Consider the following 21326-nt stretch of genomic DNA (forward strand, 5'->3'; position numbering starts at 1 on the left):
AATTGCTTTTTGATATTGTCCTAAGCGATTGTAAGCAAGACCCAAATTATTGAGAGCAAATCCTTCTCCATTGCGATTGCCGATTTCACGGACAATAGTTAAAGACTGTTGATAAAACTCTATTGCTTTTTGATATTGTCCTAAGCTATTGTAAGCAATACCCAAATTACCGAGAGCAAATCCTTCTCCATTGCGATTGCCGATTTCACGGAAAATAGTTAAAGACTGTTGAAAAAACTCAATTGCTTTTTGATATTGTCCTAAGCGATTGTAAGCAATACCCAAATTACCGAGAGCAAATCCTTCTCCATTGCGATCGCCGATTTCACGGGTAATAGTTAAAGACTGTTGATAAAACTCAATTGCTTTTTGATATTGTCCTAAGTCACTGTAAGCAATACCCAAATTATTGAGAGCTTTTCCTTCTCCATTGCGATCGCCGATTTCACGATAAATGTTTAATGCAGTTTCTAAAGACTGAATTGCGGCTTGGTATTGGCTAGTTGTATTTTGTTGTCTTCCCTGCTCTAATAATCGGTCTGCTTCGGCTTTTCGTTCTGTAACCGTTTGGGCGAATACTCTATTACCCCTCTCAAATTTTTTCCCCAATAGGAGTGGAGAGGGAATTGTTAAGGTTAAACTGGTTAATAAAGTGAATAAAGCGATTAATCCTAGACGTGAGTTCATGGTACTGGGGTAGATACGTCGGGTATTAGTATCAATTTAACCTCGTTTTTGAGAATCGGCAAGATTTTTTGACAATTGTGATTCAGAGTTTATATGAAATTCCTAAATGTTTGCTACAAACCCCCCCTGTAGACCAGGGCTGTTTCATTCTGGAGACAGATTCCTGTGTGACCTCTCCCCCAACCCCTCTCCTGCAAGGAGAGGGGAGAAAAATTCCTAATATGAAATCTCTGAGAGATTTTAAAATATTAATTGCTCCCCCTTCCCTTGCAGGGAAGGGGGCTGGGGGGTTAGGTCACAGAGGTTTATAAAATCTTAAAGCCATCAAAACTCTTGTTGATGGCTTTAAGATCAGGAGTCAGTCTTGAGAAAAAACAGTCAACCTAACTGTATTGTTGACTAGAATTTTTTTCAGGTTCTAAATTAAACAAAGTTTGTAAAGTTTGCATCGCCCGACGTCGAGCTTCAATATCCTGTTGAGCGCGAAGTTGTACCATTGGATCATGAAGAATTTTATTAACAATTCCTCGCGTTAAAGCTTCAATCACTTCTTGATGTTTATCAGCAAATTCTGTCCCTAAGCGAGATAAAGCTTTTTCTAATTCCTGTTCTCGAATCGTTTCGATTTTATCGCGTAAACAGTTAATCACGGGTACTGTTTCTAAACTGCGCCACCAAACATCAAAGGCTTGTACTTCCTCTTCCAATAAAACTTCCGCTTCCTGAGCCATTTGACGGCGACTTTCATGGTTTTGCGCGACAACCGCTTTTAAATCATCCACATTATAAGCTTGAATATGGGCTAACTCATTCACATCAGTAGCGACATTCCGAGGAACAGAAATATCGACTAACATTAGGGGTTGAGATTGGGTTAAAATCGTTTCTAATTTAGCTCGGTCTATAATGGGTTCGGTCGCCGAGGTACTGGTAAATACAATATCAGAATTTGCCATTACAGACATCATTTCCGACATGGTATAAATTCGTAAATCAGCATCGGGAAATTGATTAGCTAATTCTTTAGCCCGTCCTAATGTCCGATTGAGAATAGAGATTTGGTTTGCACCTTTAGAGATTAAATGCTGAACCAATAGGCGAGACATTTTGCCCGCACCTAAAATGGCAACTCGATAATTACTTAAGTTCTGGACTTTCATCTGCACTAATTCGACCGCAGCCGAACTAATAGAAACTGCTCCTGTACCAATACTGGTCTCGGTTCTGACCCGTTTTCCGGCTGTTAATGCTTGGGTAAATAAACGGTTTAGAATGCGACTAATCCCTTTATGTTGTTGACTTAATTTATGGGTTTGTTTAACTTGAGATAAAATTTGTCCTTCCCCTAAAACTAAACTATCTAACCCGGAGGCTACTCGCATTAAGTGCATGATGGCATCATCATGAATCAGGGTAAATAAATGGGGCCGTAATTGATTTAAAGGTAATTTACTTTTTTCCGATAAAAATTGAGTAACTTCCCGAATTCCCGGTTGAGTTTCTGTTGCTACTAAATAAATTTCTAAGCGGTTACAGGTGCTAAGAATTGCAACTTCTTCGATATGGGGATAACTTAATAAATGAGCGATCGCAGCATCCAGTTGAGGTTCGGGAATACTCAATTTTTCACGAACTTCAACGGGTGCGGTCTTGTGACTTAGACCTACAACAGCAATATTCATAAAACAGTTGTTATAAATTGGGGTTAAAAAATCAGTGACCAGTGATCAGTTTTAGGGGCGGGTTCATCGAGATTTAGGTGATTAACAAAGATCTAAAAGAACCTGCCCGTACCAGTTATCAGTTATCAATTGTTAGCTAAAAACCAAAAATCAAAAACCAAAAACCAAAAACTGATTACTGACTGCTTAAAAATTAGTGCAACTGAATATTTTTGGGTGCGCCAAACATATGAACAGTATCAACAAAACGAGCAGTTTTAGACAGAGAAGAAATGACCAAACTTTGAGTCCGAGCGCCACCACTAAAGAAGCGTACCCCTTGCATCAAAGTCCCGGGTGTGATCCCACAAGCCGCAAACAACACCGTTTCACCAGAGGCTAATTCATGGGCATCATAGACCTTATCAGCATCATTGATTCCCATTTCTTCGAGGCGATTTAGATTACCTTCTCTGCTTTCCCCAATCAATCCGGTTTTCACCACTTCTGGATCATAGATTAACTGACCTTGGAAGTGACCGCCCAAAGCCCGCATTGCTGCGGCCGAAATCACCCCTTCTGGTGCCGCCCCAATTCCCATCAGTGCGTGAATATTGGTTCCCGAAAAGGCACAGGAAATGGCAGCAGAAACGTCTCCATCACTGATCAAACGCACCCGAGAGCCGGCTGTGCGAATTTCATTGATCAAGTCTTTGTGGCGGGGACGATCCATAACCACCACCACTAAATCCTCAATGGAGCGATTCATGCAGTCGGAGAGAATTTTCAGGTTTTCGGTGGCAGATTTGTTAATATCAACGTGATTCTTAGCCACCGCAGGAGCCGCTAATTTCTTCATGTAGAAATCAGGAGCCGCAAATAGACCGCCTTTTTCAGAAATTGCTAAGACGGCCATGGAGCCATTTTGACCATAGGCGACTAAGTTAGTTCCTTCGCAGGGGTCAACAGCGATATCAATTTCTAGCAGTTCGTCGGGGTTACAGAATTTGGCTGCATCCTCTTGGGTACAGATCCCAACTTCCTCACCAATATAAAGCATGGGGGCTTCGTCTCTTTCCCCTTCCCCAATTACGATCCGTCCTCTCATGTGAATTTGGTTCATGCGTTTACGCATGGCTTCCACGGCCACATGGTCGGCCCCATTTTTGTCGCCTTTCCCCATTAAACGAGCCGATGCGATCGCAGCTTGCTCGACGACTTCAATAATCTCTAACCCAATAACATTATCCACAGAATTTTTTCCTCCCAAGAACTGAGATTGCCGAATTATTAGACACTCCCAGTGTTTTAGTCTATCAGAGGGGGGATGCGGTTTTCATTTGGGGGAGTTTAGTTTTTGTTAATTTTTACTGCGAGTCAGGGGAGTCAGCATCTATTAAAAGTCCTCTGGGCTAAAAAATCGCTGCTGTCAGCAAACAGGCTTCTAAATCCAGGGTGGCCAATTGGTTGTAAGCCTGATTAATCAAACGTTCTCCCCGTAAGGCTCCGGTATTGGCCCCCGGACAAATATGGTGCAAGGTATCGGAATTAAAGCCCTCTAATATTAATCGAATACTGTTTAATTGTCGTGGCCAATGGAAGGTTTTGGCGGTGCGGAGGGGAACAGGTTGGCCATGGAGATTTGGTAATAGATGACGTCCGGTGAACAATACCCCCCCATGTCCACTAAAATAGAGGCAGGATGAACCCGGAGAATGTCCTGGTGTCCAAAAAACCGAACTCTGGGAACTCAACTTTAACTCAGTCTCAAAAGTGGTGACGTTGGACTCAGGTAGTAAATAGGCTTCTTGCTCTTGGATCAGAATATTGCATCCGGTGGATTTTTGAATTTCGCGCGATGAGCCAATAGCCGCCCGATGGGTAATAAATAACCACTGAAGGCCCCCTAGCTGCTCGATAAACTGCTGATTAGTCGGATTCCAAGGGGGAGCATCAATTAGGATATTCCCCTGGTTCTCTACAATGAAATAGGCTGTTCCGCCCAAGGTTTCCCGGTTGGGTGGGAAAGCATAAATATTTTCCAGCACAAGCCGGGGGGTTTTGGGTACAGAACGCTCCTGTAACATATTATTAGATTAATTTTTAGGGTGTAATTGTCGATTTTAACTTAATTAAAACTACCGATGATCATGTTATTTTGGTTAATAATTTTGGGGTTGATGACCTACTGGCTTCTACAAAGGGGTGTGGCTCAAATTACCCGGACTCCGGTTTGGTTACTTTGGTTGGTGATGATGACTCCGGCGTTCATTTGGGGGACTTGGATTTGGATCTACGATCAAAAACCGATTCCCGCCGAGTTAGTGATTATTCCCTTTATTGTTTGTCCCTGTTTATATTGGTTTTTGGTGCAGTGGGGGCGTCTTCCTCCGCCATCACCGGAATCAGATATTGCTACTCCAAAAAACTCGATTCTTCCCCTGGAAAAACCCAGTTTACCACGCCCCCTAGATCAACAGGAAGAAGACATTCTTCGCAGTTGTTTTCCTTGGACGGTGTTTCCCTTACATAATATTGAATATCGTTTACAATCGGTGATTTGTCGGGGTCAGTTACGGTCTAATCCTGATCGGGCTTATCAGACAATTAGAGACAATATTAAGGCTAAATTTAGCGATCGCTTTTTAATTGCTTTTCAACAGGATCTTCAAGATAAACCGTTCTTTGCTTTAGTCCCTAATCCCTATCAAGAAAAGGCTGATAATCTCCTTCAATCTGAACCCTTAACTCGTCCTATTTTAGCTTTATGTTTATTTTTAATTACTCTATTTACAACCACGGTGGCGGGTGTCGAAATGGCAGATATTCCCCTGGATGCTTGGCAAGATAACCCAAGTTTATTATTGACAGGATTACCCTATAGTATCGCTTTAATGGGAATTTTAGGAATTCATGTATCGGCTCATTATTTGATGGCTCGCTGGTATAAAATTAAGGCGACTTTACCTTATTTTATCCCGATTCCTTTTTGGTTAGGAACTGTGGGTGCTTTTATTCAAATGCGATCGCCTTTTCCCCATCGTCAAGCATTATTTGATATTAGTATTGTTAGAGTTTTATCTGGATTTATCATCAGCTTACCGCTATTAATTTTGGGGTTAAGTCAGTCAACGGTTGTTCCTTTTGATCCGAAAATTTCAGGATTTTTAAATTTTGAATCCTTGAATCCTAGTTTTTCATTTTTGTTAACAGTATTAAGTAAGTTGATATTAGGTGCTGGGTTAACTTCTGAACACGCGATTAATTTACATCCAGTGGCGATCGCTGGATATTTGGGATTAATGATCACAGCATTTAATTTAATCCCAATCGGACAACTAGATGGCGGTCATATTGTTCATGCTATGTTGGGTCAAAAAACCAGTCTAATTATCGGTCAAGTGGCACGATTCTTAATCTTAATTTTAGGATTAATTCACAGTGAATTTTTGATCTTTGCCCTATTATTATTCTTTTTTCCTTTACAAGATGAACCCGCCTTGAATGATGTCAGTGAACTCAATAATATTCGAGATATTATTGGGTTATCAACCTTGGGATTATTATTATTAATTATCCTACCGATGCCTTCTGTTATTGCTCAATTGTTGAATTATTAAGTAGGGATTGGGTCTCCCAACCCTCTTTGTGCTTGGGTTTGGAGACTTTCCCTTAAACCCCTTTTTAGGGCTAAAGCCCAACAACGAGTTTTAACGAATTTTAAAGATTATCTCATAAATGCCCGCGAAGCTGGATAATAGAATAGGGATTGAAATTTTGCTTGTCTTTCATTAGCAGGCTCAGGCGCTTCATCCCATAAACTTTCATAGAAAAAGAACGAAAACCCTAAGCCATTTTGACGCGCCGCTTGTATCTTAGCTTGAATTTGTTGCATCGAGATCGGTCGATTTCTTAAACCCGTTAAAATTCCTACTCCAGTCGGAATTTTTCCCCGCGCCTCTTGAATTTCTGGCTTAATTAATTCTCTAGTAAAACTCGGTAAATCGGGTCGATAAATCTGTACAATTAACTCATCAACTAGATTTTTTTTCACCCAACTAACCCAATCTTGCAGATGACTATTATAAGCAGTATGATAGGGATTGGGAGCAACGGAAAAAATCGCTTTAGGATTTTTCGCTTTCACGGTTTTATTCAATTTTTCCACAAATTCTGTAATTTTATTCGCACGCCAACGCACCCAAGTTGGGTCTTTTGGGTCTTTTGGAGGGAGTGAATTTGTTTGTTGCTGATACAACTTAACCGTATAGGGATCATAACCAAATTCAATCGGTAAACTCAAGTGATCATCAAATTGAATACCATCCCCTTGATATTGAGTCATGACTTCCAAAACTAAATTGGTAATTAATTGTTGTACTTCTGGATGAAAAGGATTTAACCAAACTACCTCTCCGGCGGCGCCTTCCCAGGTTTGAATTCCATCTTGACGGCTGGTTAACCACTGGGGATGATTTAAAGCTAATTCCGAAGACGGTGAGGTCATAAATCCAAATTCAAACCAAGGAATTACTAATAATCCTTTTTGATGACTTAGATTAATTAAATCTGCTAAAATATCTTGTCCCTGTAATCCTTTACGAATAAATGGTTGAAAACCTCCCGCTTGAGCAACTCCACTGGGATAAAATACATAACCAGAATTCCAAACCACCGGATAAATCGTATTAAAATTGAGTCTTGCTAGTTGATTAACTGCTTCCTGTAATTTAGCATGATCTCTAACAATATCTGTATCATTAGTAGTTACCCAAACTCCTCGAATTTCTGGAAATATTTTGGGAGTATTTGCAATACCAGGGTGAGCAGATAATAAAACTATTAATCCCAGCCCCAAAATCATCAGAGAAATTGATTTAAGTATTTGTTTTGTGCCTTTTGAAAGACCATATCGCCACGAATTTTTCGCCATGAAACCCAAGTGTATAAGTTTAAAACAGGAATCATCAATTTAGCAGATAACCCTGTATTTTTAGAATATTTTAATAATTTACCAAATTTTACTGACTTTCTAACAGAAAATCTCAATTTCAGAGTAAACTTACGGTTTGAGTCGGAGTAAAGTCGGGGAAAACTCGACCCATCTGCTGAGAATTGAGTTTAAATTGACTCGCTAAAATCTGAGCAATTACCTCTCTAAAATCCGTTGTCACCTTTAAATCCCGTTGTTCAAATAACTCCGATTTGGCTAAACCCGGCCATTTTCCATAAACTTTTCCCCCTTGAATTGCCCCGCCCAAGAGCCACATCACATTCCCATAGCCGTGATCCGTCCCGCCATTACCATTTTCCTGAACCGTGCGGCCAAATTCCGACATCACCACAATCGTTGTATCCGAATAAACATCCCCCAACCGTTCCACTAACGCCATCAATCCCTCTGATAAAAAAGCCAACCGATTCGCTAACAGTCCGGTTGCTCCCCCCTGACCAACGTGGGTATCCCAGCCCCCTAGATTCATGAACGCCAGTTGAATACTAGGATCTCGCACTAACAAACTCGCCAGTTGTCGAGCTTCCCCCGCAAATCCCTTGGGTAAGGGTGCTCCTTGGTTGGCGGCTTGCATTTCCGCGTCCAATTCCTTCAGGAGTTGTTCCCTGGCGCTTCTCCCTTCTCGGTAGGCTAAACTGAGGGCATCGTTACTGGCATAAAGTTGATCAAAGGCGGTTTTGACTTGATCTCGATCAATGGGGAGTTCCCGGGTACTATTGGAATTGAGGGTAATATTAGCTACCGATTGGGAACCTGATAAAATACGGGGAATCACCGTACCCACGCTGACAGCCTCAACGGGAGTTTTTCCGGGCAAAACACCCAATAAACGGTTCATCCAGCCATCGGGGGTTTTTTGATTGTTGGGGGTTCCGGTTTCCATCTGGTCTTGGGCTTCAAAGTGGGAACGGTTGGAAATCGGAGAACCAACGGCATGAACAAAAGCCAAACTGCTTTGTTTCCAAAGAGGAATGACGGGAGATAAAGCCGGATGCACCCCAAAAAACCCATCTAAATCTAACGCTCCTTTTTCGGCTCCAGGTTTGGGAATGGCAATCACCGGACGAGCGGCATAATATCCGGGTTCAGCATAAGGAACTACCACATTTAAACCATCAATTCCACCTCGGAGAAAAACCACAATTAAGCGTTTTGAGCCGGGGGAAGCCGCTAAACTTTTAGCAATCCATCCGTGAGTACCTAAAGTTGCAATCGCTGATGTGCCTGAAATTCCTACAAATTTTAAAAATTGCCGTCTATCCATTCTGTTAACCTCATTGATAAGAGTAGAAATCGGGGTAAATTGTGTTAATCAAGTTAGGAGAATGGTTTAATATATAAAAGATAATCTTAAGGGTTGTTTATTATTCCTATAATATAGCACAAAACCGGAACTTTAATCAAAGGAATTAAACATGATTTTAAAAGGCGGTGAACCCGGGGCTAAGGTTCGAGAAATTCAAGGTCAGTTAGAACAGTTTGGCTATAATATTGTTTTGAATTTAACTTTATCAGGACTTACGCAGATGCGCTATGCCTAGCGTAGCTCTGTATAGAAAATTGAGTTTTCAGGCTTGGGGGGTATGAAAAAGCGGAGGTTATCGACTAATTTATTGTGTTGAATCTCTGACTTCAGTTTTATTGTTAACGATTTACAGTAAATCTGAACAGCAAGATATTAGCATTAATTAGATTAATTTGATTTTAAATGAATTTTATGGGAATGAATAAACGTGCATTAGAAACTTCTTTGAGAAACCGGGTTTCTGAGTGATCGCACTTTATACCCTATCCTAATTTAATAAAATCCGCTACAATAATATTGAGTAAACTGTTATAAAAGATTAAATTATGGTTAAATCAGTTCAAAAAAGTAATTCCACAAAATCAAAAAATGAAAAATTTGAAGGAATTACTAAAATATCTGTTGGTGGCTATAAATCTATTGCCAATCCCTGCTCTATAGAAATTCAAAATTTAACAATACTTTCAGGAGCCAATAGTTCAGGTAAATCTAGTATGATACAACCCTTGCTCCTGCTCAAACAAACCTTGGAAGCAACTTATGATCCAGGAGCTTTATTGTTAAATGGTTCTAATGTTAAATTTACATCTACAGAACAAGTTTTTTCTAAACTATCTTCTAAAAAATATAAAGATTTTTCTATTGAAACCGAAATAAATCAATCTCGTTCTATTAGACTTGATTTTTATAAAACGACTAAAAATATTGACATAAAACAAATGGTTTATCAAGAAAAAAACGAGCCAGAAATAGTTTTACATAAAAATATGAATCAAGAAGAAATTGAAAAGTATTTACCAAAAGAAGCCAAAAGTTTTTATCAAGAAGTATCAAAAGTTTACCAAGAATTATTGAAAAATAATAATGATCATGAATTACAAAAAAAAAATATTTTAAGCGTGAAAAGAATTAGATGTTTTTTAGATTTTACAATGATTTTAGTTCCAGATATAGACTCTTTATTGTCAACATTTTTTGGCTTTAATGACTTAAGAGTATTAGAAGAATATATTCGTAGTATTATTCATGTACCAGGTTTAAGGGGAAATCCAGAACGGACTTATCCAGTAACAGCAATTGGGGAACAATTTCCAGGTACTTTTGAGCATTATGTCGCTAGTGTGATTAATAATTGGCAAACTACGAAATCTTCTAAACTTAAAGACTTAGCTAGATATTTAAGGATTTTAGGATTAACAGGTAAAGTTGACACTAAACAGATTAATGATACTCAAGTTGAAATTAGAGTAGCTCGACTTCCTTGTAATTTTAATCCTAAAACTAAATCTACAGAGATGGTTAGCATTGCTGATGTCGGTTTTGGCGTTTCTCAAACTTTACCTGCTCTGGTTGCGTTATTAGTTGCTGAACCTGAACAATTAGTTTACCTAGAACAACCAGAAATTCATTTACATCCTCGCGCTCAAGCTGCCTTAGCTGATATATTAATTGAATCGGCGAATAGAGGGGTAAGAGTTGTGATAGAAACTCACAGTGACTTGATTTTAAAACGAATTCAATCGTTAGTTGCAGAAGATAGAATTAAACCTGATAAAGTTAAGTTACATTGGTTTACTCGTGATCAAGAAGGTTGTACAAATATAACAACGGCTGATTTAGATAAAGCAGGTACATTTGGAGATTGGCCCGAAGATTTTAGCGAAGTTGATTTACAAGAAGAAAGTCGCTATTTAGATGCGGCAGAATTAAAACTTATGAATGAATCTAATTAGCTTTAATGAAGAATAAACAATCAAAATATTTAGTTATTGATGCTTCTGTTGCTCGTTCTTGTGGCGGAGAAGACGCTAAACATCCAACTTCAAAAAATTGCCGTGATTTTTTAAAGGCGGTTTTAAAAATATGTCATTCTATGGTAATGACTGATGAATTACAAGCAGAATGGAATAAACATGAATCAACATTTGCTCGAAAATGGCGAGTTAGTATGATAGCTAAAAGAAAGTATAAATTTTGTAAAAGTGTAACGTTAAGTGAATTAAGGAATAAACTTGAACAGTTAAAGATGGAACATAAAACCAGAGAAGCAATTTGGAAAGATATTTGTCTTGTAGAAGCAGCGATCGCTACCGATAAAATTATTGTATCATTAGATGATAAAGTTAGAGATTATTTAGTAGAAGTTTCTGAAAATATCCCTGAAGTTAAATTAATTCTATGGTTAAATCCTGACAAAGAATCTGAATCTGTAAAATGGTTGGAAAAAGGAGCAATATTAGAAAATAAAAGACTAATTGGCTATCGTGAAGAATCTTCCTAAATCCACAGTTGCACATAATAGAAACAGGGTTTCTGAGCAATCGCACTTTATACCCTATCCTAATTTCATAAAATTTGTTATAATAATATTGAGTAAACTGTTATAAAAGATGAAATTATGCAAGCATTTGAAGTCATGGGAACAGTGGATGAAAAAGGGCAATTAATTTTAGATCATCACCTTGATATTAATACACCGAGTCGGGTGAAAGTGATTGTTTTAGTTTCTCCCCAAGATGAATTAGAATCTGATCCTGATGATACCCCTGTGGAAGAAATTAAAGCGAGTTTAAGACGGGCGTTACATGAAATGAAAACAGGACAAAGAATTCCTTTAGAAAAAATGTGGGAGGGGATAGATGCAGAATAATTCATCATTCGTTAACATTGATTTAACACCTGAGTATAAACGAAATTTAAGAGATTTAGCCAAAAAATACCGAAATATTCGTTCTGATACTCAGTCTGTTATTATAGAACTGCAAAAAGGCAATTTTATTGGCGATCGCTTGCAAGGATTTGGGATCAGTTATTTTATTTACAAAGTCAGGGTTAAAAATAGTAATATTCAAAAAGGCAAAAGTGGAGGTTATCGGTTAATTTATTGTGTTGAATCTCCAACTTCTGTTTTATTGTTAACGATTTACAGTAAATCTGAACAGGAAGATATTAGCATTAATGAGATTAATTTGATTTTAGATGAATTTTATGGGAATGAATAAACGTGCATTAGAAACCTGGTTTCTAAGAAGCGATCGCACTGTTAACTAAATCTTGTTGATTAGGTTATAATAAGAATTAATTAGTTAAACTCAAAGTCTAATTTATTATGATTCAACAAGTGTCAGCAATTTATGAAAATGGGTTATTGCGTCCTTTGCATAATCCTAATTTACCAGAAAATAGTCAAGTTAATCTTGTTATTGAGAGTAATCTAAATTCATCTCATCCATTATTACAATTTGCTGGTATTCTTAGTGATCAAGAAGCTCAAGAACTTGAAACTATTATTAATCAAGAATTTAATCAAGTAAATAAAGATGAATGGTAGTATTGCTTTAGATACATCAGTGGTTATTCGCTATTTAAACGGTAATCAATATTTGGATTTTAGCAACTTGTGATAGTGATTTTACCTATGTAGATGGTTTATCTATTGAACAATGGTAAATTAAGCAATAAATAACAAGCGATCTCACTTCTAACTCCCTTAACAAGCAATAACTTTAATTATTTATATTAAGTAAATTTTTAATTTCTTCTATAGTAAAAGGAGGATTTTTTCTATGTATCATTGCATGACAATTTGGACAAACTGGACGTAAATCTTGAATAGGATCAACTTCATATTCTTGATTAATTTCAGATAAAGGTATTAAATGATGAACATGAATAAAATCTTTTCCTATTTCTCCAAAAATGTTCTCAAAATTAAATGCACAAACATAACAACCTGTTCCATAATATTCAATACATTTTTTCCGAGCTTGATTATTTCTTTCATAACGATTTACAGTTATACTTTGTTTAGCCCCTTCATAAAGATTTATGATTTCAGTTTCATCTGATAATTCATCAGGCAATGTAAAAAATATGTTATTTAGTGTATTATAAGCCAATAAATTATCAATCTCTCTTTCAATATAATTTGTGCTGTTTATATCGGATTTTTGATTAACCCAACCTAATGCTTCTAAAGCTAGAGCAACTACTTCATACATTTGCCAGTAAAAATAATTTTTATTGGCATAACCACTGGATAAAATACTCCACCACTCATAATCCCCTGATTTCCTTTGATTAGGTTTTAATCCAATTGAATCTGATAATAAATGTCCCAAACGGCCATAAAGAGAATTAACAACTGAACGACCTCCATTGATCTCTGCTAATTCTGCAAGTTGTGTAGCTGTAACTATTTTATTAGGAGAATAATATTGTTTTTGTAGTAAGCATAATTGATTCTTGCTTATGCGTTCTTTTATATCCTTAAATCCCTGAATATATTCTTCTTTTGATGGCAAATTATCTAGCTTATAAATTTTCATTTTATTTTTTAAAATTATTAATATTACATAAAAAGTATCGAAACAACAAAAAATATTTTTAACCCATATCTCTCCCTAAACGAATAGCAACTTGAACAGAGAAATCTTCAGGAGCATCAATAGAAATTTCCTGTAATTGAGACATTAAACTAGGCTTTTTAACAGGTTTTTCTGAACTACTTAATTGTTCAATCATGCCATAAACTTCATTAAGTTGTTCTTCTGTTAAATTTTCTAATTTTTCTTGAATTATTTGTTTTGTAACCATAGTCACCTACCTAAAATAAAGATTCTATTCTTGATCATAATCTATAAATCATCTTTTCTGATCAATTCGTTTACCAGTAACTCCCGTAAACTTCCTATTACAATACAATAACAAAATTAAGGTATTACAGGAGAACACCCCCACCCATGCTACAAGCCTATCGTCAACACGCCGAAGAACGCGCCCAACTGGGTATTCCGCCCCTTCCCCTCAACGCCGAACAAACCGCCGCACTCTGCGAACTCTTGAAAAACCCGCCGGAGGAGGAAAAAGAATTCTTGATGACATTGCTCAGAGACCGTATCCCCCCCGGTGTCGATGAAGCCGCTTATGTCAAAGCCGCCTTTTTAACCGCTATTGCCAAAGACGAAATCACCAGCCCCCTGATTTCCCATCAAGGCGCGGTTTCCCTTTTAGGTACAATGGTGGGAGGCTATAACGTCCAATCTTTAATCGACTTACTTAAAGCCCGGGATGAGAATATTGCCACCGCCGCCGCTACCGCCCTCAGTAAAACCCTATTAGTCTTCGACGCCTTCCATGATGTTCTGCATTTATCAGAGGTTAACCCCTTTGCTAAACAAGTCATTGACGCTTGGGCCGAAGCAGATTGGTTTATCGGACGTCCGAAACTACCTAAAACCATTACCGTAACTGTATTTAAAGTACCAGGGGAAACGAACACCGATGACCTTTCCCCCGCTACCCATGCCACTACCCGCCCTGACATTCCGTTACACGCCTTAGCTATGTTGGAAAGTCGGATACCTGGAGGGTTAGAAACCATTGCCGAACTGAAGAAAAAAGGGCATCCTGTCGCTTATGTCGGAGATGTGGTTGGTACGGGTTCATCTCGTAAATCGGCGATTAACTCAGTGTTGTGGTATATTGGTAATGATATTCCCTACGTCCCCAATAAACGCTCTGGGGGTTATATTTTAGGTGGAAAAATTGCCCCGATTTTCTTTAATACCGCCGAAGACTCCGGTGCTTTACCGATTGAGTGTGATGTGAGTCAACTTAATACAGGGGATGTGATTACCATTTATCCCTATAAAGAAGAAATCACCAACGAAGCCGGAGACGTAATTTCTACCTTTACCCTCAAACCCGATACTATTTTAGATGAAGTCCGGGCTGGGGGTCGGATTCCCTTATTAATTGGTCGCAGCTTAACCGATAAGACCCGTCTCGCCTTGGGTTTAGAACTTTCTAATTTATTTGTACGTCCAACCCCCCTTAGTAAGGGAGGATCAAGGGGGGATCAAACCGGAAAAGGCTTTACCCTCGCCCAGAAAATGGTCGGAAAAGCCTGCGGGTTGGCGGGTGTACGTCCAGGGACATCCTGCGAACCGTTGATGACCACCGTAGGTTCCCAGGATACCACTGGCCCGATGACCAGGGACGAACTCAAGGAACTCGCCTGTTTGGGATTTTCCGCCGATTTGGTGATGCAGAGTTTCTGTCACACCGCAGCATACCCCAAGCCCGTTGATATCAAAACCCATCAACAATTACCCGATTTCTTCTCCACTCGGGGCGGTGTGGCGTTGCATCCGGGGGATGGAATTATTCACTCTTGGTTAAATCGGATGTTGTTACCCGATACGGTAGGAACTGGCGGCGACTCCCACACCCGTTTTCCCCTGGGGATTTCCTTCCCGGCGGGTTCGGGGTTGGTAGCATTTGCCGCAGCACTCGGTGTGATGCCATTGGATATGCCGGAATCTGTGTTAGTCCGATTTAAAGGAGAATTACAACCGGGTGTGACGTTGCGGGATATTGTTAACGCCATTCCCTACGTTGCCATGCAGCAAGGAAAGTTAACTACGGCTAAGGAAAACAAGAAAAATGTTTTCAATGGTCGGATTATGGAAATGGAAGGTTTACCAGATTTAAAGGTGGAACAAGCCTTTGAATTAACCGACGCAACGGCAGAACGTTCCTGTGCTGGATCTACGATTAAGCTCAGTCAAGAAACCATTGCTGAGTATTTACGTTCTAATGTTGCCCTAATGACTAATATGGTGGCACGGGGTTATCAAGACGCCAAAACGATGATGCGACGGGTGGCAAAAATGGAACAATGGTTAGCAAATCCGGTGTTAATGGCAGGGGATGAAGATGCCGAATATGCTGATATTATTGAAGTGGATTTGAACGAGATCAAAGAGCCGATTGTGGCGGCTCCTAATGACCCTGATAATATTAAGTTAATGTCGGAATGTGTGGGAGACAAAATTGATGAGGTATTCATCGGTTCTTGTATGACGAATATTGGCCATTATCGCGCGGCTGCTAAGATATTAGAAGGGGCGCCAAAAACCAATGTTCGTCTGTGGATTTGTCCCCCAACTCGCATGGATGAAAAGCAATTGCGGGATGAAGGAATTTATGAGGTTTTTGATGCTGTTGGGGCGAGAACGGAGATGCCGGGATGCAGCTTATGTATGGGAAATCAAGCCCGAGTTGCTGATGGGGTAACGGTGTTTTCAACCTCTACTCGCAACTTTAATAACCGCATGGGGAAAGATGCACGAGTCTATTTAGGTTCGGCAGAATTAGCGGCGGTTTGTGCGTTATTAGGACGCATTCCAACGGTTGAAGAATATCGGGAAATTGTGACTAAGAAAGTTGACCCGTTTGCGGCGGATTTATACCGTTATTTGAACTTTGATCAAATTGCGGGATTTGAAGATGAGGGTCGGGTAATTCCGTTGGAAGAAATGCCAAAAATTGAAGATATTTTGGGTATTCCGGCGTTGACCTAACCCCCCTTCCGGTGCAAGGGAATGGGGGGATAATCTGGTAGACTTTTGTTGTGATCACAAATACTAATCTTCCTCCCCTCTCCTTGTAGGAGAGGGGTTGGGGGAGAGGTCGCAAGGGTTGACCTAACCCCCGTAACCCCCCTTCTGGTGCGAGGGAATGGGGGGATGATCTGGTAGACTTTTGTTGTGAGCATAAACAATACTCTTACTCCCCTCTCCTTATAGGAGAGGGGTTGGGGGAGAGGTCAAACAAGCGATCGCACACAATATAAAATTTTAATGCTATAAAACATATCAAGATGGAACCTAAGAATATTGTTGTCGGACAAAAGATAACATCTGAAAAATACCAGCGTTCTAAACAACTGCGTCGGGAAATGACTCCAGAAGAAAAAATCCTCTGGGAACAGTTAAGAAGAAATAACTTAAATGGATTACACTTCCGCCGTCAGCAGATTATTGATGGTTTTATCGTAGATTTTTACTGCCATCAAGCTCAATTAGTTATAGAGATGGATGGAGAAATTCATGACCTACAGGTTGAGTCAGATCAAGAACGGGATGCTATTTTAACTGCTAGAGGATTAAAAATATTTAGAATTAAAAATCAAGAGATCAGACAAAATTTACAGGGGGGTTTTACAACAAATTATAGGTTTTTTGTAACTTCTTATAAAAATAGGATACATATTTAATCATAAATGATAAATTAAAGGCGATTAACCATGATTAACTCATCCACGACAAAACCTAATACTCTTTATGAACAAGACTTTTATCTCTGGATAGAAACCACTGTTCAACAGTTAAAAGAAAATAAATTCAATGAAATTGATATTCCGAATTTAATTGAAGAAATTGAAAGTATGGGAAGAAGTGAAAAACGGGAATTAAAAAGTCGTTTAATTGTGTTATTAATGCACCTATTAAAATGGCACTATCAACCGGAAAAACGCAGTGAAAGTTGGCGCAGTACCATCACAGAACAACGGATTTGTATTGAAGGGTTATTAGAAGATAGTCCTAGTTTGAAACCTTTGCTTTCAGAAGTATTTGAGGACTGTTATCAAAAGGCACGTCTAAAAGCATCGGATGAAACAGGGATTAAGTTAAATTTCTTTCCAAAGGAGTCACCGTTTAGTTTAGAGGAAACTTTAGAATCTAGTTATGTTAATGAGTAACATCTGTTTTGACTGTTTTCCTACTCCCTGCTATACTTTAGCTATTGCTCCTGCGACAATAAAATAGTATAATTTTACGGATAAGCCTAAAAAGATCAAGGAATATATGGTGATCGTTGCCCAAATTATTCAATCTCTGGAGAATGTTTCAATTTAATGAGTAAAGTTATTTTATTAGATTCTGCACCGTTGGGATTCATTACTAATCCTAAAGCGATACCTTTAGCAGTACAATGTCAACAATGGTTTTTAAGTCTTTCTCAAAGAGGTTATCAAGTAATTTTACCCGAAATTATAGATTATGAAATTAGACGGAAATTATTAAGAGCGAATGCGGCTCATTATTTACTAAATTTAATAGGATAAAGGAGATTTGATGAATGATTCAAACCTTTAAAAATAAAGCTCTTGAAAAACTCTTTCAAGAAAATATTAATAAAGGAGTACCTCATAATTTAGAAAAGAAAATAAGAATTAGATTAGAGGTCATAGATTCAGCATTAATGTTAGAAGATATTAGATTACCAGGTTATGATTTACATGAACTTAAAGGCGATCGCCAAGGAACTTGGTCAATTAAAGTATCAGGAAATTGGCGAATTACCTTTAGCTTTGAGGATGGTGAGGTTTATGATGTCAACCTCGAAGATTATCATTAAAATAGTAAAGTATGTAATTCATCAGGAAGGTTAAATTATGATACAGAAAAGAGACAATTTGATCCAAGACAGACCCGAAAAACCAGTACATCCTGGCGAAGTTATTGCAGATATTTTAGAAGATTTAGCAATTACTCCGACACAATTTGCCGAAATTTTAGGAGTCTCTAATCAAGTTGTTAATGAGATTATTCAAGGTGAACAACCGATTACTGTTGATTTAGCTATTAGAATTGGTAAAGCTTTTGGTAATGGTCATAGACTTTGGTTAAATCTTCAGCAAAAAGTTGATGTTTGGAATGCTTGGCAAATTCATCAACAAGAATATGATCAAGTATTAACTTTAGTTTAATTAAAGTTAAGATAGGGCTAAAGCCCAACTACAAACTTTAAAATTTAGTACAATTCATGGAGGTTTGATTATGGTTTTGAATTGGTAATTAATGACAAAAATCTTGATTTTCAAAGATGGCGTTTTGAACAAGAAAAGTCATTACAATTGTAAATTATACAATTAAATCAAGATTTTCAGCGTGAATTAGCAATTTATCAACGGCAAACTTCCTTAAAAGTTGTTGAAGAACAAAAGAGAAGGGATTAAATTGAATTTTTTCCCCAAGGAGTCACCGTTTAGTTTAGAGGAAACGTTAGAATCTAGCTATCTTAATGAATAAAATTAGTTTTATAGGTTGGGTTTCATTGGGTTTTGGTGACTAAAAAAACTGAAGAATTGAGGCAGAGCCTCATAGAAAGTATTCCCAGGCTCCAGCCTGGGAACAAGAAAAACAATCAATTATAAATTAAGATCATCTTCAGTTAAACCCGCATCCTTCAGAATCGCTTTTAATGTTCCGATGGGTAAATCTCTATTCCCATGAACAGGAATCACAAGAATAACTGAACTATTTTCTTTACTATAAATATGATGACTTCCCTTTACCCTGTTTAATTTCCATCCCACCTTTTCAACAATTTTGCACAGCACTTTCCCTGAAACTGACTTCATAGAGAAATCTCCACTAATTGCTGTTTTTCAGTGGGAGATTGTTGTTCACTTGCAACTTCTAACCAACCTTCGATCGCATCTTTCACCATTTCCATTAAATGTTCGTAACTCTCACCCCAAGTATGACAACCAGGTAATGCAGGAACACTCGCACACCAAACGTTATCTTCTTGCCAAACAATAACTTTAATTTTCATATTTTGATTTTTTATTAGTACAATTTAACTGATTTTATCACAATCTAATATTAACTGGCTACAGGAGAAGATCCCTTTGCTTTTCTAACTCAGTTCAGGTGTTGAAATGCGATCGCTCTTTCTGGGATTTAGGGTGCGATCGCTTTTATTTACTGATTAATCTATCATATTCATCATGAGTACCAATCCAAAACCATAAAATTCCATTTTTAACCTCAATTCCTAACGCACGATAAGCTTTACCTACTCTTACAGACCAATATTTATTAACTTTCTTAAAATGTAACGAAGGATGATTAGGATTAGTTTTTAATAATTCATAAGAAGCATCTGCTATCTTTTGTATATCTTCAGGTAGCTGATTATAAAATAACCAAAATTTGCGATTAGTATAGTGCATTACATTTCTTGATAATCTCCGGCTTCAAATTCAGCAAGTGCTTCAGATGCTATATCATCAAGTTTACCCTTTATGATATCTTGTTCTAACTGTTTATCCCATTCTTGATAATCTAAGTCTAATAACCAATTGCGTAATTTACTAAAATCTTGTTCAGAAAGATTTAAAATTGCCTTTTCAATTTGTTCAATGTTCATAGCCATAAAATATTATTTCAAGTTTTTGATAAAACAGTTCGATCAGATTATAACATTTTATTATTTTTGTAGGGAAGTTGGAGGGGCGATCGCTCTTTTGGGGAGTTGGATGTGCGATTGCTTTTCTAACTCAGTTCAGGTATTGAAATGCGATCGCACTTTATAAAATTGATATTATGCTATAATAATATAGTAATTATCAATAATATTGCTAAATGTAAAGCCGATGATTAATCCATTAACAATATCTCCAGAGATTGCAACCGCAATGGAAACCGTTGCTCAACAGTTTGATTTATCTGTTACCGAATTATTAGAACGAATTAGTCAAGGGAAATTAACGGTTATTAATCCTGAAGAATTAGAAGATTTTCTGGATTTAAAGGATGCGATTCAAAAGATTATTGATGTTGAATATTAATCACAAAAATAATCTATATTTTCTAGGTAATACACCCAAAATTTTCAGGAATTAGCCAATTAAATTTAGCCTGGCTTGTAGGTATAGCCATTGTGAATACGAAACCCAACTTTATGATTGAGATAAAAAAATGTTGGGTTTCACTGCGTTCAACTCCAGCTACAGGGGGAAGGTGCGATCGCAATTAATCGTAAATATCAACGGTAATCACCTCCATCACCATAGAAATTTACGGTGAAAGTTTCACAAAGATTTGCTTTTCCCACATCATAAGTGTCATTTTCATAGACAGCTTTGAAATCATAAATACATTGACTAGAGGAATTATTGAAAGTTATTTCGGTTGATCCGCCACTGGGCAGAATACTTCCCTCTAATATATCTCTCCCCCAATATTGAGAATTTCCAGATGACACATATATACTGACAATAGCCAATTCATTGTTATTCTGAATAGTAAAGTCACGTCTGTCGGCTAAGGCTGTTTGGGTATTCAGCGAAACCGATGGGAAAGCTAGAGCAGCAATCGTCACAATGTTACGAAATAATTTCGGAGTCATTAAGACAACCTCCTTTGACCTCTTGTGATAAAAATGTTTAACGTAGAAACGCTTCAGGATTCAGAAAGTAAAACTAACCGCGTTAAATACTATTATACCAGATAACAGGTTATTTGAGAGCATCTTTTAAAAAATGGTTGCTCGATACAGATGGACAATTCAAGGATGTACTTATATCGACGATGTGCGATCAAATGAGATACAAACCAGAAACTGGGTTTCTGGTTTGTATCTCACAGTAGATTTTATCCGTTCTCTCAAGCCAACATTCCAACCCAGAGACAAACCCTATAAACCGATTTGGGAAGTCGCTGATGATATTATTAAGGATATTCCTGAAGAAGTTTTAAGTCAATTACCTAAAGATGGGGCTGACAATCATAATTTTTACAGTTCTAAAAAATTCCGTCAAAATTTATGCTAAAATAATCAATAATATTGCTAAATGTAA

General features: G+C 37.8%; 28 protein-coding genes. 15 read left to right on the forward strand and 13 right to left on the reverse strand.

Annotated elements, in window-relative coordinates; genetic code table 11:
• The 4 genes from AC559H_RS02710 to AC559H_RS02725 form a co-directional block, all read right to left on the reverse strand.
• Positions 1-687: tetratricopeptide repeat protein (locus tag AC559H_RS02710; protein ID WP_026798429.1), on the reverse strand; the 687-nt coding region annotated here is incomplete at its 3' end.
• Between the two features lie 383 nt (positions 688-1070).
• Positions 1071-2369, reverse strand: a complete 1299-nt coding sequence (locus AC559H_RS02715; RefSeq protein WP_026793528.1) for a glutamyl-tRNA reductase — start codon at positions 2367-2369, stop codon at positions 1071-1073.
• Positions 2370-2562: 193 nt separating this feature from the next.
• On the reverse strand, positions 2563-3600 hold the full coding sequence (gene glpX / locus AC559H_RS02720; protein ID WP_026793527.1) for a class II fructose-bisphosphatase: 1038 nt from the start codon (positions 3598-3600) through the stop codon (positions 2563-2565).
• 160 nt (positions 3601-3760) lie between these two features.
• Positions 3761-4435 (reverse strand): MBL fold metallo-hydrolase, encoded by a 675-nt coding sequence (locus AC559H_RS02725; protein WP_026787373.1) that lies wholly within the window; start codon positions 4433-4435, stop codon positions 3761-3763.
• 57 nt (positions 4436-4492) lie between these two features.
• Between AC559H_RS02725 and AC559H_RS02730 the strand changes: the two genes are divergently transcribed.
• Complete coding sequence (locus tag AC559H_RS02730) at positions 4493-5968, forward strand: site-2 protease family protein (protein WP_026793526.1); 1476 nt, start codon at positions 4493-4495, stop codon at positions 5966-5968.
• 107 nt (positions 5969-6075) lie between these two features.
• On the opposite strand, the gene AC559H_RS02735 is transcribed toward AC559H_RS02730, so the two are convergent.
• Positions 6076-7281: a glycoside hydrolase family 10-like protein gene (locus AC559H_RS02735; protein WP_043937179.1), complete on the reverse strand. Its 1206-nt coding sequence runs from the start codon at positions 7279-7281 to the stop codon at positions 6076-6078.
• Positions 7282-7399: 118 nt separating this feature from the next.
• On the reverse strand, positions 7400-8626 hold the full coding sequence (locus tag AC559H_RS02740; RefSeq protein WP_026787375.1) for a DUF1501 domain-containing protein: 1227 nt from the start codon (positions 8624-8626) through the stop codon (positions 7400-7402).
• Positions 8627-8777: 151 nt separating this feature from the next.
• On the opposite strand from AC559H_RS02740, the gene AC559H_RS02745 reads away from it, so the two are divergent.
• The 6 genes from AC559H_RS02745 (at position 8778) to AC559H_RS02770 (ending at position 12218) form a co-directional block, all read left to right on the forward strand.
• Positions 8778-8903 (forward strand): hypothetical protein, encoded by a 126-nt coding sequence (locus tag AC559H_RS02745; RefSeq protein WP_267879836.1) that lies wholly within the window; start codon positions 8778-8780, stop codon positions 8901-8903.
• A gap of 310 nt (positions 8904-9213) precedes the next feature.
• Positions 9214-10620, forward strand: coding sequence for an AAA family ATPase (locus tag AC559H_RS02750; protein WP_026793525.1), 1407 nt, complete (start codon positions 9214-9216; stop codon positions 10618-10620).
• Positions 10621-10625: 5 nt separating this feature from the next.
• Positions 10626-11168 carry a hypothetical protein gene (locus tag AC559H_RS02755; RefSeq protein WP_026793524.1) on the forward strand — a complete coding sequence of 181 codons (543 nt, stop codon included), beginning with the start codon at positions 10626-10628 and terminating at the stop codon, positions 11166-11168.
• 117 nt (positions 11169-11285) lie between these two features.
• A complete protein-coding gene (locus AC559H_RS02760; protein ID WP_026793523.1) occupies positions 11286-11537 on the forward strand; it encodes a type II toxin-antitoxin system RelN family antitoxin in 252 nt (83 codons plus the stop codon).
• Positions 11527-11889, forward strand: a complete 363-nt coding sequence (locus AC559H_RS02765; RefSeq protein WP_026787379.1) for a type II toxin-antitoxin system RelE/ParE family toxin — start codon at positions 11527-11529, stop codon at positions 11887-11889. The genes AC559H_RS02760 and AC559H_RS02765 overlap by 11 nt, the downstream gene beginning before the upstream one ends.
• Positions 11890-11996: 107 nt before the next feature.
• Complete coding sequence (locus AC559H_RS02770) at positions 11997-12218, forward strand: antitoxin family protein (protein WP_036833099.1); 222 nt, start codon at positions 11997-11999, stop codon at positions 12216-12218.
• Positions 12219-12393: 175 nt separating this feature from the next.
• On the opposite strand, the gene AC559H_RS02775 is transcribed toward AC559H_RS02770, so the two are convergent.
• Positions 12394-13215, reverse strand: coding sequence for an HNH endonuclease (locus AC559H_RS02775; RefSeq protein ID WP_237745588.1), 822 nt, complete (start codon positions 13213-13215; stop codon positions 12394-12396).
• A gap of 58 nt (positions 13216-13273) precedes the next feature.
• Positions 13274-13483, reverse strand: a complete 210-nt coding sequence (locus AC559H_RS02780) for a hypothetical protein (protein WP_026793521.1) — start codon at positions 13481-13483, stop codon at positions 13274-13276.
• Between the two features lie 146 nt (positions 13484-13629).
• Here AC559H_RS02780 and acnB point away from each other — a divergent pair, with 146 nt between their 5' ends.
• From acnB to AC559H_RS02810, 6 genes are all read left to right on the forward strand, one after another.
• Positions 13630-16254, forward strand: coding sequence for a bifunctional aconitate hydratase 2/2-methylisocitrate dehydratase (gene acnB / locus AC559H_RS02785; protein ID WP_026793520.1), 2625 nt, complete (start codon positions 13630-13632; stop codon positions 16252-16254).
• A 299-nt stretch (positions 16255-16553) separates the two neighbouring features.
• Positions 16554-16949 carry an endonuclease domain-containing protein gene (locus AC559H_RS02790; protein ID WP_051319690.1) on the forward strand — a complete coding sequence of 132 codons (396 nt, stop codon included), beginning with the start codon at positions 16554-16556 and terminating at the stop codon, positions 16947-16949.
• Positions 16950-16979: 30 nt separating this feature from the next.
• Positions 16980-17435 carry a DUF29 domain-containing protein gene (locus tag AC559H_RS02795; protein ID WP_026793518.1) on the forward strand — a complete coding sequence of 152 codons (456 nt, stop codon included), beginning with the start codon at positions 16980-16982 and terminating at the stop codon, positions 17433-17435.
• Between the two features lie 156 nt (positions 17436-17591).
• Positions 17592-17801 carry a hypothetical protein gene (locus AC559H_RS02800; RefSeq protein ID WP_051319689.1) on the forward strand — a complete coding sequence of 70 codons (210 nt, stop codon included), beginning with the start codon at positions 17592-17594 and terminating at the stop codon, positions 17799-17801.
• Between the two features lie 14 nt (positions 17802-17815).
• A complete protein-coding gene (locus AC559H_RS02805) occupies positions 17816-18094 on the forward strand; it encodes a type II toxin-antitoxin system RelE/ParE family toxin (RefSeq protein WP_026787386.1) in 279 nt (92 codons plus the stop codon).
• Between the two features lie 37 nt (positions 18095-18131).
• Positions 18132-18446 carry a HigA family addiction module antitoxin gene (locus AC559H_RS02810; RefSeq protein WP_036833094.1) on the forward strand — a complete coding sequence of 105 codons (315 nt, stop codon included), beginning with the start codon at positions 18132-18134 and terminating at the stop codon, positions 18444-18446.
• 441 nt (positions 18447-18887) lie between these two features.
• Here AC559H_RS02810 and AC559H_RS02815 read toward each other — a convergent pair whose 3' ends face one another.
• From AC559H_RS02815 to AC559H_RS02830, 4 genes are all read right to left on the reverse strand, one after another.
• Entirely contained in the window at positions 18888-19100 is a 213-nt protein-coding gene (locus AC559H_RS02815; RefSeq protein WP_026787388.1) for a type II toxin-antitoxin system HicA family toxin, read from the reverse strand.
• Positions 19097-19297 (reverse strand): type II toxin-antitoxin system HicB family antitoxin, encoded by a 201-nt coding sequence (locus AC559H_RS02820; protein WP_026787389.1) that lies wholly within the window; start codon positions 19295-19297, stop codon positions 19097-19099. Before AC559H_RS02820 ends, AC559H_RS02815 begins: the two co-directional genes overlap by 4 nt.
• A 145-nt stretch (positions 19298-19442) precedes the next feature.
• Entirely contained in the window at positions 19443-19697 is a 255-nt protein-coding gene (locus AC559H_RS02825) for a ParE family toxin-like protein (protein ID WP_026793516.1), read from the reverse strand.
• On the reverse strand, positions 19697-19900 hold the full coding sequence (locus tag AC559H_RS02830; RefSeq protein WP_237745587.1) for a hypothetical protein: 204 nt from the start codon (positions 19898-19900) through the stop codon (positions 19697-19699). The genes AC559H_RS02825 and AC559H_RS02830 overlap by 1 nt, the downstream gene beginning before the upstream one ends.
• A gap of 220 nt (positions 19901-20120) precedes the next feature.
• Between AC559H_RS02830 and AC559H_RS02835 the strand changes: the two genes are divergently transcribed.
• Positions 20121-20315 carry a hypothetical protein gene (locus AC559H_RS02835; RefSeq protein ID WP_036833092.1) on the forward strand — a complete coding sequence of 65 codons (195 nt, stop codon included), beginning with the start codon at positions 20121-20123 and terminating at the stop codon, positions 20313-20315.
• A gap of 197 nt (positions 20316-20512) precedes the next feature.
• Here the strand turns inward: AC559H_RS02835 and AC559H_RS02840 are convergent, their stop codons facing one another.
• Positions 20513-20875, reverse strand: coding sequence for a hypothetical protein (locus tag AC559H_RS02840; protein WP_026793515.1), 363 nt, complete (start codon positions 20873-20875; stop codon positions 20513-20515).
• 133 nt (positions 20876-21008) lie between these two features.
• Here AC559H_RS02840 and AC559H_RS02845 point away from each other — a divergent pair, with 133 nt between their 5' ends.
• On the forward strand, positions 21009-21299 hold the full coding sequence (locus AC559H_RS02845) for a hypothetical protein (RefSeq protein ID WP_051319688.1): 291 nt from the start codon (positions 21009-21011) through the stop codon (positions 21297-21299).
• The last annotated feature ends 27 nt before the right edge of the window (positions 21300-21326 follow it).

The organism is Planktothrix prolifica NIVA-CYA 540 (genome assembly GCF_963864145.1).
Lineage (GTDB): Bacteria > Cyanobacteriota > Cyanobacteriia > Cyanobacteriales > Microcoleaceae > Planktothrix > Planktothrix agardhii.

Coding starts and splice junctions, on each gene's coding strand:
- AC559H_RS02805 (WP_026787386.1), top strand. CDS start 17,816: ATGATTCAAACCTTTAAAAATAAAGCTCTTGAAAAACTCTTTCAAGAA.
- AC559H_RS02790 (WP_051319690.1), top strand. CDS start 16,554: ATGGAACCTAAGAATATTGTTGTCGGACAAAAGATAACATCTGAAAAA.
- AC559H_RS02745 (WP_267879836.1), top strand. CDS start 8,778: ATGATTTTAAAAGGCGGTGAACCCGGGGCTAAGGTTCGAGAAATTCAA.
- AC559H_RS02770 (WP_036833099.1), top strand. CDS start 11,997: ATGATTCAACAAGTGTCAGCAATTTATGAAAATGGGTTATTGCGTCCT.
- AC559H_RS02750 (WP_026793525.1), top strand. CDS start 9,214: ATGGTTAAATCAGTTCAAAAAAGTAATTCCACAAAATCAAAAAATGAA.
- AC559H_RS02765 (WP_026787379.1), top strand. CDS start 11,527: ATGCAGAATAATTCATCATTCGTTAACATTGATTTAACACCTGAGTAT.
- AC559H_RS02840 (WP_026793515.1), bottom strand. CDS start 20,875: ATGACTCCGAAATTATTTCGTAACATTGTGACGATTGCTGCTCTAGCT.
- AC559H_RS02735 (WP_043937179.1), bottom strand. CDS start 7,281: ATGGCGAAAAATTCGTGGCGATATGGTCTTTCAAAAGGCACAAAACAA.
- AC559H_RS02800 (WP_051319689.1), top strand. CDS start 17,592: ATGAGTAAAGTTATTTTATTAGATTCTGCACCGTTGGGATTCATTACT.
- AC559H_RS02835 (WP_036833092.1), top strand. CDS start 20,121: ATGATTAATCCATTAACAATATCTCCAGAGATTGCAACCGCAATGGAA.
- AC559H_RS02820 (WP_026787389.1), bottom strand. CDS start 19,297: ATGAAAATTAAAGTTATTGTTTGGCAAGAAGATAACGTTTGGTGTGCG.
- AC559H_RS02740 (WP_026787375.1), bottom strand. CDS start 8,626: ATGGATAGACGGCAATTTTTAAAATTTGTAGGAATTTCAGGCACATCA.
- AC559H_RS02755 (WP_026793524.1), top strand. CDS start 10,626: ATGAAGAATAAACAATCAAAATATTTAGTTATTGATGCTTCTGTTGCT.
- AC559H_RS02830 (WP_237745587.1), bottom strand. CDS start 19,900: ATGGCTATGAACATTGAACAAATTGAAAAGGCAATTTTAAATCTTTCT.
- AC559H_RS02795 (WP_026793518.1), top strand. CDS start 16,980: ATGATTAACTCATCCACGACAAAACCTAATACTCTTTATGAACAAGAC.
- AC559H_RS02775 (WP_237745588.1), bottom strand. CDS start 13,215: ATGAAAATTTATAAGCTAGATAATTTGCCATCAAAAGAAGAATATATT.
- AC559H_RS02825 (WP_026793516.1), bottom strand. CDS start 19,697: ATGCACTATACTAATCGCAAATTTTGGTTATTTTATAATCAGCTACCT.
- AC559H_RS02760 (WP_026793523.1), top strand. CDS start 11,286: ATGCAAGCATTTGAAGTCATGGGAACAGTGGATGAAAAAGGGCAATTA.
- AC559H_RS02815 (WP_026787388.1), bottom strand. CDS start 19,100: ATGAAGTCAGTTTCAGGGAAAGTGCTGTGCAAAATTGTTGAAAAGGTG.
- AC559H_RS02725 (WP_026787373.1), bottom strand. CDS start 4,435: ATGTTACAGGAGCGTTCTGTACCCAAAACCCCCCGGCTTGTGCTGGAA.
- AC559H_RS02780 (WP_026793521.1), bottom strand. CDS start 13,483: ATGGTTACAAAACAAATAATTCAAGAAAAATTAGAAAATTTAACAGAA.
- AC559H_RS02810 (WP_036833094.1), top strand. CDS start 18,132: ATGATACAGAAAAGAGACAATTTGATCCAAGACAGACCCGAAAAACCA.
- acnB (WP_026793520.1), top strand. CDS start 13,630: ATGCTACAAGCCTATCGTCAACACGCCGAAGAACGCGCCCAACTGGGT.
- AC559H_RS02715 (WP_026793528.1), bottom strand. CDS start 2,369: ATGAATATTGCTGTTGTAGGTCTAAGTCACAAGACCGCACCCGTTGAA.
- AC559H_RS02845 (WP_051319688.1), top strand. CDS start 21,009: ATGGTTGCTCGATACAGATGGACAATTCAAGGATGTACTTATATCGAC.
- AC559H_RS02730 (WP_026793526.1), top strand. CDS start 4,493: ATGATCATGTTATTTTGGTTAATAATTTTGGGGTTGATGACCTACTGG.